This window comes from Streptomyces sp. NPDC031210 (assembly GCF_055570395.1).
Map to the genome: position 1 here is coordinate 278764 of NZ_JBVIHH010000008.1, position 14510 is coordinate 293273.

General features: G+C 75.6%; 7 protein-coding genes. 2 read left to right on the forward strand and 5 right to left on the reverse strand.

Annotation, left to right across the window (positions count from 1 at the left end; translation table 11 throughout):
• The first annotated feature begins 18 nt into the window (after positions 1–18).
• Complete coding sequence (locus ACZ45Z_RS17595) at positions 19–957, forward strand: hypothetical protein (protein WP_468362850.1); 939 nt, start codon at positions 19–21, stop codon at positions 955–957.
• Positions 958–1051: 94 nt separating this feature from the next.
• A complete protein-coding gene (locus ACZ45Z_RS17600) occupies positions 1052–2158 on the forward strand; it encodes a hypothetical protein (RefSeq protein WP_468362852.1) in 1107 nt (368 codons plus the stop codon).
• A 375-nt stretch (positions 2159–2533) separates the two neighbouring features.
• Here ACZ45Z_RS17600 and ACZ45Z_RS17605 read toward each other — a convergent pair whose 3' ends face one another.
• From ACZ45Z_RS17605 to ACZ45Z_RS17625, 5 genes are all read right to left on the reverse strand, one after another.
• A complete protein-coding gene (locus ACZ45Z_RS17605) occupies positions 2534–3472 on the reverse strand; it encodes a peptidoglycan-binding protein (protein WP_468362854.1) in 939 nt (312 codons plus the stop codon).
• Positions 3472–5109: a DUF6519 domain-containing protein gene (locus ACZ45Z_RS17610; protein ID WP_468362856.1), complete on the reverse strand. Its 1638-nt coding sequence runs from the start codon at positions 5107–5109 to the stop codon at positions 3472–3474. Before ACZ45Z_RS17610 ends, ACZ45Z_RS17605 begins: the two co-directional genes overlap by 1 nt.
• Positions 5110–5217: 108 nt before the next feature.
• Positions 5218–7395, reverse strand: a complete 2178-nt coding sequence (locus ACZ45Z_RS17615; protein WP_468362858.1) for a hypothetical protein — start codon at positions 7393–7395, stop codon at positions 5218–5220.
• Positions 7392–11303, reverse strand: a complete 3912-nt coding sequence (locus tag ACZ45Z_RS17620) for a putative baseplate assembly protein (protein ID WP_468362860.1) — start codon at positions 11301–11303, stop codon at positions 7392–7394. Before ACZ45Z_RS17620 ends, ACZ45Z_RS17615 begins: the two co-directional genes overlap by 4 nt.
• Positions 11300–14497 carry a putative baseplate assembly protein gene (locus ACZ45Z_RS17625; protein WP_468362971.1) on the reverse strand — a complete coding sequence of 1066 codons (3198 nt, stop codon included), beginning with the start codon at positions 14495–14497 and terminating at the stop codon, positions 11300–11302. The genes ACZ45Z_RS17620 and ACZ45Z_RS17625 overlap by 4 nt, the downstream gene beginning before the upstream one ends.
• Between the last annotated feature and the right edge of the window lie 13 nt (positions 14498–14510).

The following is a 14510-nucleotide window of genomic DNA, read 5'->3' on the forward strand; positions in this document are numbered from 1 at the left end:
TATGGGAAGGTCCCCTCCTTGTCCGCTGTGTTCGTCATGCCTGCCGCCGTGCGCTCTGTGCGCACCGTGGCCGCGCGGCGTGCGCTGCTGGCGGGGCTCTTCCTGGTCGGCTTCGTAGCTCTCGGCTTCGCCTTCGGTCCCGGCGCGCACGCCGACGACGGCACGCGGTCGCCGAATCTCACCGGTCCGGTGACCACCGTCCGGGACACGTCGTCCGACGAGGCCCCGACGCCCACCGACTCCAGCGCTACCGCGCCCGCCCGGACCTCCTCTGACGGGGCTTCCGCTCCGGACGAGGCGTCCACCCCCTCCCGGGCCGCCACCCGGGACGGGGCGGCGGACCGGGCCGCGTTCGCGCGGCACCGCGAGGCGACCCGCACGAAGCTGGCGGAGCGCGAGGACACCGCGTCCGAGGCGTTCGCCCGGGCCGTGCGGCCCGCCGCCGAGCGGGCCGAGCCGGTCACCGGCCCGATCGCCGCACCCGTGGCCGGTGTCGTGGGAAAGTTCCGGGACGCGGCCGGCGCCACGCTGCCCGTACCGCTGCCGACCTGCGAGCTTCCGGTACAGCCCGGCAGCGGTGCGCCCGCCACGGACGAGGCGCGCCACGGTGCGCGGCCGGCCGGTGCGCGGACCGCGTCGCCCGCCGGTGACCTCGCCGCACGCTTCTCGGCCCAGGCCGCGGAGGCGTCGGCGCACACCACCGCGGCACAGGCGCCCACCGCCGCGCACGAGCAGCGCGGCCAGGGACACGACGGCCTTCCGGCGCAGTTGCCGCAAGGCCCCGTGGCGCCCTCCTCGCACCACGCCGGTGACGGCCACGGTCCCCGAGGCGGGGACCAGCACGCCGCCGCCACGGCGGACTCCACACGCTTCCGGCTGCTGCCCGGTGGCGTCCGCACGGCCGATGGCGCTCCGACGCGTCGGCGTGCCGAAGAAATCCTCGAATTCCCCGGCTAGGGCAGACCGTTCCGCGTCTGTAACCGACCTGCCGCGCGGGGGCGGGACAGGTCTGCCCGTCAAACCTCCCTGAATTCGAAGGACTTTCACCACCATGCGCTCCAACATCCGTCGCTCCATCGTCGTCGCCGCCGCTGCCACCGGCCTGTGGGCCCTGGGCACCGTCGCCGCCAGCGCCGCCGAGCTGCCCGTCACCCCGGACCTGCCGTCCACCGGCTCGGTGACCGACGCCGCGAAGCAGCTCCCCACCGGTGACGCGGCCGGCAAGGCCAAGAGCGCCCTCGGCGGTGTCTCCACCGACGACCTGCCCGCCGCGCCGGCGCTGCCCTCGGCCGACGGCCTCGGCCGCGTGACCGACACGCTGGACGGCCTGCGGAAGCAGGGCGACCCGGCCAAGGCCGCCGACCTGAACAAGGGCAAGGCCACCGCCAAGGCGGCGGGCAAGAAGGCCGACAAGGACGCCAAGAAGGCGCTCAAGCGCGCCACCAAGCTCACCGACGGCAAGGTGCCCGCCACCCCGTCGCTGCCCGCCACCCCGGGCGTTCCGTCCGCCGGTCTGCCCGGTGAGCTGCCCGCCACCCCCGAGCTGCCGAAGGCCCCGGCGCTGCCGAAGGCGCCCGGCTCGGCCGACAACCTGCTGGCCGCCCTCGCCGCCGCGGGTGTCCGTCCCGAGCAGCTCACGGACCTCGCCCAGGGCGGTCTCGGCACCGTCCGTCCGGCCGTCGAGCAGGCCGCCGACGACGTGCTGCCGCCCGTCGCCCGCCGCATCGTCGTCAAGGTCGTGCCGGTCGCCCAGGGTGCCGTCGGCGGTGCCGGTCAGCTCGCCGCTGACGCCGCGGGCCGGACGACCCCGTTCGTGACCGTGGTCGGCGGCCGGGCGCAGGGCCTCGCGCAGAACGTGGCCGCCAAGGCCACCCCGTTCGTGCAGGGTGTCGCCGCGGAGGTCACCCCCTTCGCGCAGGGCGTCGCCGCCGAGGCCCGTCCGTTCGCGCAGGGCCTGGCCACCGTGGCCGCCGCCGACGCCAAGAGCACCGCCACCGACGCCGCCAACGGCGTGCGCGGCGCGGCCCCGGTCGCCGTCCCGGCCGTCCCGGCCGCTCCCGCCGCTCCCGCCCTCCCCGCCGCCCCGGCCGACCTGACCAACGCCGCCAACATCCCGGCGCTCCCGGCCTTCCCGGTGCTCCCGGTCCAGGCCGTCTGAGGACCGCTCGACGGTACGGTCGGCCGGTGCGGCCGGGCCCTTCGGCCCTAGCTCAGGAGACGGGCATCATCCGTCCCCCGGGCACGGCCGGGCCCACCCGCACCGCCCGTACCTCCGGCAGCACCGGAACGGCGTAGGCCGGGTCCCCTCGGGGACCGGCCCGCCGGCTGCGGCGGCAGCCTCGCGGGGCGGCGCGCAAGCGTCACCGCGATGTCCGGTCAGGCCGGAACACCCATGAACAGCCGGGCGGTCCTCTGTGGGGGAGGACCGCCCGGCCTTTTGCGTTCCCCGGGGCCGCGCGGTCGGCGAATGCGCCGGTGGGCGAATGCGCGGGCGTGCGGTGTCGGGCTCCGCCGCTCGGCCCGCCGCCCACACCTAGGAGTGGGGAACGCGCAGCCGGTCCCAGCTCACCTTCCCCGGTATCCCGTCCGCGTCCCGCCCGGAGAAGCCCAGCCTGCGCTGCCAGGCCGCGTACGACTTCCGGTCCGCCTCGGTCCACTCCGGACCGGGGCCCTCTTCGTAGTGGCCGCAACCCTCGGCCACCAACCGCCTGCCCATCGCCGTGATCACCGCGTCGCGCGCGCCCGTGTGGAAGAAACCGCGCCCGGGGAACGGCTCGTACGGCGGGTGTTCCGGCCTCGGCGGCACCGGCCGGGTGGTGTCGTCACCGGAGCCCGACCCCGACCCCGAACCCGACCCCGACCCCGCGCTGCCCTCCGCCGCCTTCGCCAGCCGCTTCTTTATCCGCGCCCGCATCGAGTCCATCGTGAAGCCGCGCGGATCGGTCTTGCCCGGCTGCCACTCCTTGTGCCCGATCACCGAGCGCTCGCTCCAGCCGTGCGCCCGGCAGATCGCCGCCGACACCTTCTCGATGGCGACCATCTGCTCCGATGGCCACGGGTCCTTGCCGTCGCCGAGGTTGACGCACTCGAAGCCGTAGAAGTGCCGGTTGCCGTCGGTGTCGGCGGAGTTGTCGGGCGGCAGTTCCGTCTCGTTGATCACCGCCCGCAGGACGTCGCGGTCGCCCAGTCCGGCGTGGTTGGCGCGCCCGTTGCCGACGAGATGGATCTCGCCCTTCTTGTCGATCACGCCGTGGCACAGCGGCCCCGGCAGCGCCGCGTGCCCGTCGTAACACAGGTCCACGGAGTTCGCGGTGCCCTTGGTGACGGTGTGATGGATCATCACGCCGTGCATCGGGCCCCAGGGGCCCTTGGAATTACGGTTGTGGGTGCGCCAACTGCGCACCTCGTGGACGATCAGACCCTCGTCGCGCAGGGCCTTGAGCAACCGGGAAGCGGTCAGGGGCGTGGCCATCAGTGGTTCCCTTCCTCGTCGACGGCGGCTTCCGCCGCGGCGGTCGTCTGCGACCTGCTCACCGCACGTTCCGCCGGTTCGCCGGCCGCCTCGCCGTCGGCCTCCTGCGCCCGCGCCTCCTCCTCGGCCGCCAGTGCCGCGTCGTCCGCCGCCGGGATGCCCGCCGCCAGCGGCCGGAACGCCAGCCGCAGGTCGGGGGCGGTCTGTTCGCCCTCCACCCAGGCCAGCGGCGCGTAGTGCACCTCGATGCCGGCCGGGTCCTGGAGCAGCGGGCGACGCGCCGCGTCCACCGGCCACTCCACGCCGCCGGTGGCCGTACGTGCCGGGATCAGCCAGAAGTCGCCGGTCCGGTAGGTGCCGCCGGCCGCGAAGTACACCTCCACGCCGTCCTCCAGCGGCAGCCAGCGGCCTTCCGCCACCCGCACCGCGCCGTGCCGCAGTTGGCCCGCCTGCCCGCCGCGGCCGGTCCGCCCGGTCTCGTGGTGGTCCCAGCGGCGCAGGAAGGGACGCAGCTCCGGCCGCCGTCCCACGCCCGGCGCCGGCTCGCCCGACAGCCGCACCCGCCGCCCGGGCAGGTCGACCTCCTCCACCCGCAGCAGCGGCTCCGCCTCGCCGCGGCTGGTGTACGCGGTGTCCACGAACTCCACCAGGTCCCCGACCGCCAGGGAGAGCTTGTCGTCGTTGCCGAGGGAGGCCAACTCCACCCAGGTACCGTCGAGTTCGTCGACCGGGAAGGTCACCGAACCGTTCTCCCGGGACCATTTGAAGGTGGCGTCCGCGGCGGGCCCGCCGTCGTGCACCTCGACGCGGTAGAGCTGGTTCTCCGGCCCCCGGTAGCGGGCGTCCGGCGCGACCAGGCACGGCCCGTCGTCGGCGTGGTCCGGGCGCTCGGCCCGCGCCGCCAGGCGGGAGGCCGGCGCGGACGCCCGCTGCGCCCAGCGGGCGAACGCCGCGCGGATGTCGTCGACCGGCGGGTGGTCGCCCTCCAGGCCCAGGGCGGAACCGGGCAGCGGCAGCACCTGCCACACCACCTTCGTGCGGGCCGCGGTGTCCGGCATCGCCGAGCCGAGCGCCACCTCGCGCAGCGCCGGATCCTCGGCCGCGGTGACCACCCGCTCCCACACCTTCAGATACGCCAGGTAAGGGAACCGGGTGGGCAGCCGGTCGCCGGGCCGCTCCGGGTCCCGGAAGCCGTCGGGCTGGTCCCAGTAGGTCCAGGTGGCCGGTGGGGCGGCCGCCTTCGCCGCGTCCCGCGGCCCGTCCTGGCCGGCCCGGCCCTCCTCGCCGGTCTTCCCGTCGTCGCCGTCCTGGCCGGCCGCCCCGCCCGCCGGCACCGGAACGCCGGGCCGCGGCCGGGTCGCGTCACACAAGATGCCGTCCACGTAATAGCGGCCGCCGCCGATCAGCAGGTCGTCCAACTCCCGGCTGCCGCCGACCATCTCGATGCGGAAGCCGGTGGCGCCGCGCGGCCCGCCGTGCTGCCCGATCAGGTCGGCGGCGAGCGTACGGGCCTGGTGCCGCTGGATCGCGGCCTGCTCGTTGGCGTCCGCGTCCAGTTGGACGCGGCCCTGCTGGGCGACCACCGCGGAATAGTGCCGCTCCGGCCGGTAGGTGTCGCGGGAGAGATCAGCGTGCATGGAAGGGGTCCCCCTCGTACGGGATGCTCAGAAGGTCAGGAAGGCGACGCCGGAAGGCGCCGGTCCGGCCGGGCCGGGTGGTCGCGTCACGCGCGTCGGGCCGCGGGCTCATGTCACGAACACGATCCCCGCGTCGGTGCCCGCCGGGGTGTACTCGGCGAGCCGGGCCCGCAGGCTGTCCTCGCGCTGCGGCTGGTAGAGGTCGTGGTACGCGCCCATCTCGGCGCCGTCCTCCGCGCCGCGCCGGATCTCCTCGGCGCAGCCCGCCGCCAACTGCCCGTACCACGGCGTCCCGTAGCGCACCCCGCGCAGCAGCGGCCGCACCCGGGCCGCGTCGTGGGGGCCTGCCAAATCCGGCTGGCAGCGGTGGCGGCGCGGGGTGCGCGAGCCCGGCGGGACGTAGCTGAAGCGCAGGCAGCCGATGCCGCGCCGGGCGACGTGCAGCCGCCCGGTGAACAGGCTGTTCTCGGCGATCTCCACGGCGTGGGTGTGCACCTCGCCGATGACGGTGGTGCGGTGCGCGTGCAGCACGGCGTGCGCGTGCCGGCAGTCCGGCGCGGACAGCGCCGCGCGGTCGGAGCCGGTGGCGTCCAGGATGCTGTCGCGCAGGTGCAGGGGCAGCGGATCGGTGCTGACCTCCTCGCCGATCACCTCGATGGCGCCCAGCACGCAGCGGTCGATCTCGACGCAGGCGGTGGTCCGCTCCAGGACCAGGCTCGGTTCCTGCGGTGAGTGCGGAGCGCACTGCGGCTCCAGCGACCAGCCCGGTACGAGGGTGCAGTGCCGCAGTACCACCGCGCCCATCGGCCCGGTGACGTTCAGGCCGCGCCCGGTGACCAGCAGCCCGTCGAGCACCATCCGCGGCCGTTCGCCCGGCGGGCGGTCCTCGCCCTCACGGGCGCGGATGTTGAGCGCGTCGGGACGGTTGCTGTACCAGTCCAGCAGCCGGATCACCGGCCGGGTGCCCTCGGCGGCCCGCAGTTCGAGCCGGTCGCCGGGCTCCAGGTCGAAGTCGAGCTGCTCCTGGTAGGCGCCGCTGTGGGTGATCTCGATGATGCCGTCCGGGCCGCCCGGCCCGGCCCGCCGGTCGTCCCGCCACCGGCCGTACGCGTCCATGATCCGCCGGAACGGCTGGCCCGGCCCGACCCGGTAGACGGCGGCGTCCGGGGCGGCGGGCCGTTCCCGGGGGTAGGTGCCGCCGCCCAGGTCGTCCCCGAACGCGTAGTGGTAGTCCACCCACACGCCCTGCCGCGGCGCGAAGCGCGCGCCGAACGCCATCCGGCCCAGCTCCGGATCGACCGCGACCTGCCCGCGCCGCGGACGGTAGCGCCACTCGCTCAGATCGGCGACGACGATGTCGGACGGCGCGATGGGGGCGTCGTGGCCGTCGCGCCGGACGGTGAAGCTCTTGCCCGGTCCGTAGTAGTCGGCGAGCCGGTCGTGCAACTGCCGGCGGCGGATCGCGGCCGGCACGTTGTCGATCGTCGCGCTGTGCGTCGCGGACGGTTCCGGCTCGGGGCGGGTGACCAGCGGGGTGTCGTTGCCCAGGATCGAGAAGGTGTAGAGGTTGCGGGCCCGGTCGACGCAGTAGGCGGGCGCGTGCGTCACCGCGTACGGCTTCAGCCGCCACACGAACAGACCGACCCCGGCGGGAGAGCTGGTCCCCTGCGTACGACGGGAGTTGACGCGTCGCACGTCCACCGAACGGGCCACCGCGCCGAACGGCCCACCGGCCAGGTCCAGCGCCGCGCCGTCCCGGACATCGGCCAGCCGGCCCCGCCCCAGCCGCCGCGCGTCGACGGCCGGGGTGTCCGACCCGTACAGCTTCACCGGCTGCTGGTGCGCGACCAGCCGGGAGCACTCCACCGCCCGCGCCGGCCATCCCGCGACGCCCTGCGCCAGCTCCTCCAGCAGGGCGAGGGTGCCCTTGCGCCGCCGGTTGCCGACGGTGGCCGCCACATCGCGGCGCGGCGCCAGCGCCTCGGCGAGCCGGCGCCGCGAGTCGTCGGGCAGCCCGCCGTCCCGCAGCCCGGTCGCCAGGACCCGCTCGTAGCCGGGCAGCGGGCGGTAGCCCACCAGGTCCCCGATGTAGGGCAGCACCCACTCGGCGGCGCTCTCCACGAACCAGTCGTCGTAACTCTGGGCCACGCCCTCCCGTACCCGGTCCACCTGCTCGGCGATCACCGCCAGCAGCGCCCGCAGGGGCTCACCGCCCTCCGCGTCGCGCAGCCGGTGCCACTGCGGAAGCAGCTCCGCGAGCCCGTCCGGCTCCCTCGTCGTGCTCATCGTGTGACCTCCGTGAGGATCAGCGTGTCCGCGACCCGCGGTGAGAACAGGGCGAGTTGCGCCGGCCTGATGCCGCGGAAGACGCGGACCGCGCGGCCCTTCTCCAGCGGGCGGGTGTCGGTGATGTCGGGGTTGAGGCGCAGCAGCGTCGCGAGCGGGATGCCGTAGCGGGCGGCGACGGAGCTGAGGGTCTCGCCGCCGTCGGCGCGCACTTCGTGGACGCGCTCGTCGTACGTGGCGAGTCGGGCGGGGACCGAGGGCTGGTGTGGTTCGGTGAACCGGTCGGCCAGGCGGGCGAGTTCCTCGGGTGTGACGGAGGCCGGGACGCCGGTGAAGGCGTCCACGTCCAGGTAGTCGACGCCCGGCACCGCCTGCGCCGCCGCCAGCACCTGCGACAGATGGGCCGGCTGACCCAACTCGCGCCCCTCGTAACCCAGTTCGCTCATCAGTGCCTGCCGCAGGCGGGGCTCGACCAGCGGCCACGAGCGGTCCGGTGCCACCTTCACCTTCGCCGCGAGCAGCAACAGCACCGGCTCACGGACGTCCACCCGCACCGGCAGCCGGGCGTCGCCGTACTCGGCGAGGGCACGGCGCAGCGCCCGCAGCACGTCCGCGTCCGGTGCCAGGGGGATGTCGTCCACGCCCGCGACCGTCACATGCAGCACCTGGCGGCGGCCGTCGAAGAGTTCCCGGGCCGAGGCCCGGCCGATGCCGGCCCGCGAGCGGGCGAAGTCCTCGTAGTCGGCGAGGGAGACCAGGCGGTCCAGGGCGGACACCGACAGTGGAATGGTGCGCCGGGTCAGCCCGGGCCCGTCGGCGTCCGCGCCGCCCGTCGCCGGCTGCGGGTTGGTGACGCCGGTGACGCCCAGCGGCCGGGAGACGGCCTGGGTGATGCGGTGCGCCGCGACGTTCGCGGCCCGGCCGGTCCCGAAGCGGTAGCGCGCCCGGACGTTGTCGTGACCGGTCGGCAGGCGCGCGCCGTGCACGCCGTCGCCGAACGTCACCGTCGTGCGGCCACCGTCGACCGCCGGGGCGGTCACATACACCCGCTCGTGCGGCCCGCGCCCGGCCAGGCTGTCCACGGCGTGCCACAGCAGCCCGTCGACGCGGATCTCCAGTTGGGCGGTGGCGCCCAGCGGATTGTCGTCCGGCAGCCAGGTCAGCGGCGACTGCCACAGCGCGAACGTCTGGTGGGCGCGGGTGGCGTCGCCACTGCCGACCGGCTCGTCGCGGCTCTCGCCGTGCGAGGCGGGCACGACATTGCCCTGGATCCGGACGGTGTCGCGCCGGTAGCGGTGGGAGAGGTCGGCGGTGAGGGTGAGCGTGGTGTGGACGCGGTCGCCCGGCAGACCGGGATCGAGCCGCTGCTCGACGCCCGCGATCACCGCCAGCTCGGTGCCGGGCACCCCGGCCGCGCCGGGGATGTCGGTGCGCTCTCCGGAGACGACCAGATACCGGCCGGGCCGTAAACCCTCGTACAGCCCGGCGAGTTCCAGTGCGTTGCCGTGCACGTCCTCGCCCAGCGGCTCGTCGGCCGGCCGCAGCGCCTCGCCCGCCGCGTGCACCGTCGTGTCCCGGATCGCGGAGAGCACCACATCGTGCTCGTCCAGCCACGGGTCGGCGAGGGTGAGCAGCGTGCCGCGGCCGGTGATGCCGTAGTCGGTGTGGACGGTCGTGCGCACGGCGGTGACCTTGGTGGTGACGAACGCCAGCTTCCTGTCGCCCGGAATCCCCTCCGGCCCGTCCATGCCCTTGCGGGGCCGCTCGATGGCGACCCAGCCACCGACGGTGATCCCGTCGTACACCGCGTCCAGCGGCAGCGTCAGCCGGTCGGCGGGCCGCGGCACCGTCGCGATGCCGATCTCCACGCCCGGCGGCTCACCACCGGACGCCACCTTCACCGTCACTTCGTATGCGCCGTGGGTGATCTGCCGGTGCTCGCCGGGGGAGAGCCGCCACTGCGCCGGGGTGCCGTTGTCCACCGCGATATGGATCTTGCCGTCCTCGCCCGGCCGGGACACGAACAGCGTCCGCTCCGGAAGGCCCGGCAGCAGCCGGACGGTGACGCCCGGCTCCTGCGAATCGGCGGGGCGCCGGCCGAGCCAGCTCAGGTCATGGTCCTGGCCGGTACGCGTGGACAGCTCGATGCGGCCGGGGCCCAGCTCGAAGTGGACGTCGGCGGGCAGGTTCTCGGTGCGCTGCACCGAACTCCCCGTCTCCACATGCTGGAACTCCGCCCGCACCGGCACCTTGCCCGCCGTGTCGAACACGATCCGTACGCTGGTCAGCGCCGCCCCGGTGAGCGGCCAGTCCGCCGTCCTGATCACCCGGCCGCGGTCGTCCTGTACGGGCTTGAGCGGCGCGGTCGCCCCGAACGGCGCGGCGGTCACCCGCATCGCCAGGACGGCGCGGAGCAGGGGGTCGGGGGCGGGCCTTCCCGGGGCTGCGCCGGCTCTGGCCGCGCCCCCTGCGGCCGCTCGCGCCACGGTCGTCGCCGCCGGTGTGGCCGCCTGCCGCCACGCCGGGTACAGCCCGTCGGACACCCGCGGATCCAGCGCCGACAGCAACCGTGCGCCGAGGTCCGCCCCCGCCCCGAAGAGCCGGCCGGGATCGCCGGCCGGGGCTTGGGAGCCGGCCGGCGGGCGTACGACGCGGGTCCGCAGGGCGGGCAGGAGGCCGGTCAACGCGGCGAGTGCGGTGGGTGGTTGAGCGTCGTGGCCCTCGTCCTTACGGGCCGCTTCCGCCGCTGAGGCCGGGCCCGTCCCGGCCTCCGGCTCACCCGGCGCACCCGACTCACCCGGCTCCTGAAGCTCGCCCCCCAGCTCCCCGGCCCGCCGCGCCAACTCGTCGACCACCGCCGCCAGTTCCTCGAACCACGCGGCGACCTCCTCCCGCGCGGCCGCCAGCGCCTGCGCCTCCACCAGCCGTTCGTGCGGCCCGGTCAGCCGCCGCACGAACGCCTCCGGCGTGGTCAGGCCGTCCAGATCCGCGCGCAGCGGCGCCAGCACCTGCGCGTCGAAATCGGCGATGAACTTGCTGACCGGGCGCGGATCGGGGGCCTGGGGAGTCGGTGCGGGCGGGTAATCGGGGTCGTCCGGGTCACCGGCGTCGGGCGGCTCGGTGATCCACTCGCGCAGCTCGGCCACCAGCTCCTTCAGCGAGGCGGGTGCCGACCCCGGCAGCCCGATCCCGGTCACGTCCTCCGCGCGGTCCCGCCGCACCCGGGCGACGGGCAGCAGCAACCGCCGCGCACCGAAGTCGAACAGCAGCCGGTCGCCGACCGTCAGCACCGTCTGCGCGCCCTCGATCAGCAGCTCGGGCCGCGTCCGCACATCGTCGGCGGTCAGCAGCGCCGGCCGCCGGCGCCGCACCGCCAGCTCGTTCCAGGCCCAGCGCGCGGTCAGATCCTCGTCGGTCTCGAAGGTCTGCGCGTCCTGGCCGGTGGTCGCCGGCACGCTGTGGCTGCGCGCGCCCCGCGGAATGACCACCGGCACGTCCTCGGCCCGCGGATCGCGGTCGAGGGTGTACGCGAGGTGGGTGCCGGCGGCGACGCCGGGGCGCGGCCGGTGCCCGACCAGCCGTCCGAGCAGGGCCAGCGAACGGTGCTCGTTCGCGGTGCGCAGATACCCCTCCTCCGCGATCCGCTCGGAGTGGAAGGTCAGGACGTCACCGAGCACCGCCCAGGCGTCCAGCAGCCCGATCGCGGGATCGTCGGGGGTGCGGACGGTCAGGCCGCGCAGCGCCGGGTAGGCGGGCGAGGCGAGCCGGTCGAGCATCGCGGCCAGGAACGAACCGTGGTCGCCGACGCGGTAGTCCAGGGCCGTGCGGCCCGGCGGGTTGTACAGGGCGGCCGGGGCGCGGCGTTCGTCGCTTCCCCCGCAGCCGCAGCCGCAATCGCGGGCGCTCATCGTCCGCCTCCCAGCTCGATGACCAGCCGGCCGTTCTCGGGCCGCTCGGGGTCGTTGTCGCACACGGCGATCTCCAGCGGGCCGAGCCGCAGCACACCGTCCTCCAGTTCTCCGTCGTCCTGATGGAAGAGCCGCCGCAGCCGGGTCACCCGTACGCTCTCGACGCCCGGCACCGCCGCGGCCACCGCCACCAGTCGGCTCAGCCGCACCGGCTCGCCGAACGTCAGCGCGTCGGGATGGAAGAAGCCGAGCCCGCCGCCGGACAGCCGCCGACTGCCCAGCACCCGGGTCAGCTCGGCGAGGATCTGCCCGTGCTGATGGCCGGGCGCGGCACAGACCTCCAGGGCGACGTCCAGCGGCACCGGGCGGGCGGGCCCGACGACCAGGTCGTGCCCGATCCGCCGGTAGCTCTCCAGCGCGTACGCCACGGAGTCCAGCAGCTCGGGACCCGGCTCGCCGGTCCCGGCCGCGTCGATGGCGACATGCGCCTCCTGGACGCCGCCGGTCCAGCGGATCTCCGCCGCCGCGCGCCGCACACCGGGCAGCGCGGACGCCAACTCGGCGTAGTCGGCGGCGGTCACGGCGCGCAGCCGGGTCCGCCTCAGATCCAGCGGGGCGAGCTGGCGGACCTGCTCGACGGGCTCCGGGTCGACGCCGCCGCGCGCGGGCAGCGGGTTGCGTACGCCCGCCACCGGCATCGGGTCACCGGCGTCCGACTCCCCGTCGGCGCGGCGCAGGACGAGGTGGTTGATCGCCTCCGCGCCGACGTTGCCCGCCGTGCCGCCGCCGAGGCGGTAGTGCGCGGTGAGCCGGCTGCCGGGCGCCGGGCGGGCGCCGTGGCGGCCGTCGCCGAACCGCAGCGCGATCCGCCCGTCGTCCTCCAGCTCGCCGACGAAGTGCCGGTCGCGGGGCCCGCTGCCCAGCAGGTCGCGCCGGGGGACCCAGGTGTGCTCGCCGTCGGTGATCCGTACGGCGGGCAGCGCGTCCCGCGGGTCCGGCAGCAGGGTCGCCGCCGGACCGTGCAGCACCGGCTCGTCCGGGTGCAGTCCCGCCGCGTACGCCGGGCCCCAGCCGTGCGCGATCTCCCAGGCGATCCGGCCGTCCAGGACCGTGCCCGCCCGCGCCCTGGCGGTCAGCACGTCCAGGCGGCGCAGCTTGCCGGCCAGCAGCCGGTCGCCGCGGTGCAGCAGCTCCCGCAGGGCCCGTACCGGGTGCCGCCGCAGTTCGAGGCGCTCCAGGACCTCCAGGCCGAACACCACCGCCAGTTCGGCGACCTCGTCGTCCGACAGCCCGTCGTGGTCGCGGGCGCCGCGCCACAGCTCCACCAGCCGCGCCCACACCCGCTCGCGGATGCCGGCCAGACGGGTCGCCTGCCCCGCGGCCACCTGCGCCGACTGCGGGAAGGGCACGGTCTGGGCCACGGGGGAGCGGTGCAGTACGGGGCGGAAGCGCGGCACGAGGCCGGGGTAGACCGACTGCGCGAGCAGCGTGCGCAGCGCCTCGGCCTGCGCGTGGACGGTGCCCGGCACCACCCGCTCCCCGCTGCCGCCGGCGGACGCCGCGCCGCCGTGCCGCCCGGCGGCCTCCAGACCGATACCGGCGCGTGCGGTCGCCTCCGCGCCGACGACAGCGCACAGCTCCCGGATGTCGTCGGCGGTCAGCGCCCGGTGGCGACCGGCCTTGTCCAGCAGGGCGTTGACGGTGCGGGCGGTGGCGTTGCCGCTGTCCTTGTGGTCGGCGCATCCCCACCTCGACGGCTCGCAGGAGCCGAGTACGGCGGGGGCCGCGGGGACGTCCGCCGTCTCCGGTGGGCTGCCCGGATCGTCCGCGCGGGTCAGCGACCGCCCGTGGTCGACCAGCGCGACATTGCCGCGCGCCACGCTGACGTCCCCGACCGGCGCGCAGTCGCGGCCGCCGAGGGTGGACAGGCACAGGGGGAAGGTCAGGGCGTCCTGCGGCGCCCAGGCGACCTCCAGTACCGGCTGCCCGTCGAGCCGGTCGATGTCCGGTGTCACGGAGGTCAGTCGGACCACCTGGCGGTGCGTGGGGTCCTGGTCGCCGGGCGTGCCGGTGCGGGGCCCCTTGACCTCCTCGAAGAGCAGCAGGTCACCGGGGGAGAGCCGCAGCGCGCGGGTCCGGCACCCCTCGTCGGCCCCCTCGTCGGCCCACTCATCGCGCAACGTCGCCGAGGTCGCGCCCCTCGGCAGTGCGCACACCTCCTCGCCCCAGGTCCACAGGCGGATGGTGGTGTGCTCCGGGCGCAGGCACAGCGGCCCGTCGGCGACCGGCTCGAAGATCTCCACCGCCCCGCGCTCGTCCAGTACGGCCAGATCCCGGTCGTCGACGACGGTGCCGGGCTCCGGCCGGTCGCGCGGCACGGGGGCCCGGACGTCCACCGCGGCGAAGCGGAACTCGCCCGGCAGCAGGGTGAGTTCCCGCGCCACGTCGACCGTGACGAACGCGCGGGCGCTGCACCCGTCGTGCATCGGATAGTCGATGAGCCGGACGTGGCGGCGTACCGACACCCGGCGCCGGGCGGTGTCGAGATACGCCTCGGTCGCCACCGCGTCCTGCTGGTAGCTGATCCGGTCGGCGGTGTACGCGAGCAGCTCGACCAGCGTCATGCCCAGGTCGGCGGGGTTGCGCTCCACCCAGTCGGGCGTCGTCAGCCGCATCCGGTCCAGGACGAGCCGGCGCAGCGCGTCGTAGTCGCGGGCGGTGTAGTCGATGACCGGGGCGGGCCGGAAGGTGTCCGGGCAGTCCTGCCCGCCGTCGTCGCCGGCGCAGTCGAAGGGGCTCGGGCAGTTGGCCCGGAAACCGAACTCCGCGCTGTGATACCGCTGGTCGAACCCTTCGTACGGCTCGGTGCCGGGCCGTCCGTAGGGGTCGGTCTCCACCAGCGACAGCCGGTAGCGGGAACTGTCGCCGGTCCGGTCGAGCACCACCAGGAGCCGGTCGTCCAGCTCGGGATCGTCCTCCCGCTCGACGGAGATCTCCAGCGCCTCCAGACCGGTGATCCGGCGCCCCCCGTCGATCCGGACGTTCTCCGGGCACAGGCCGTGCGGCGCCTTGCCGAGGAAGGTGACGGTCAGGGTCACCCCGTCGTCCGCGACCTCCACCGCGTCGATCCCGCCCCGCCGCGCCGCCCTGACCCGCCCGCGCCTGCTGTCCGTACGGCACACCGACTCCGCCATGGCGCCGCCCCGT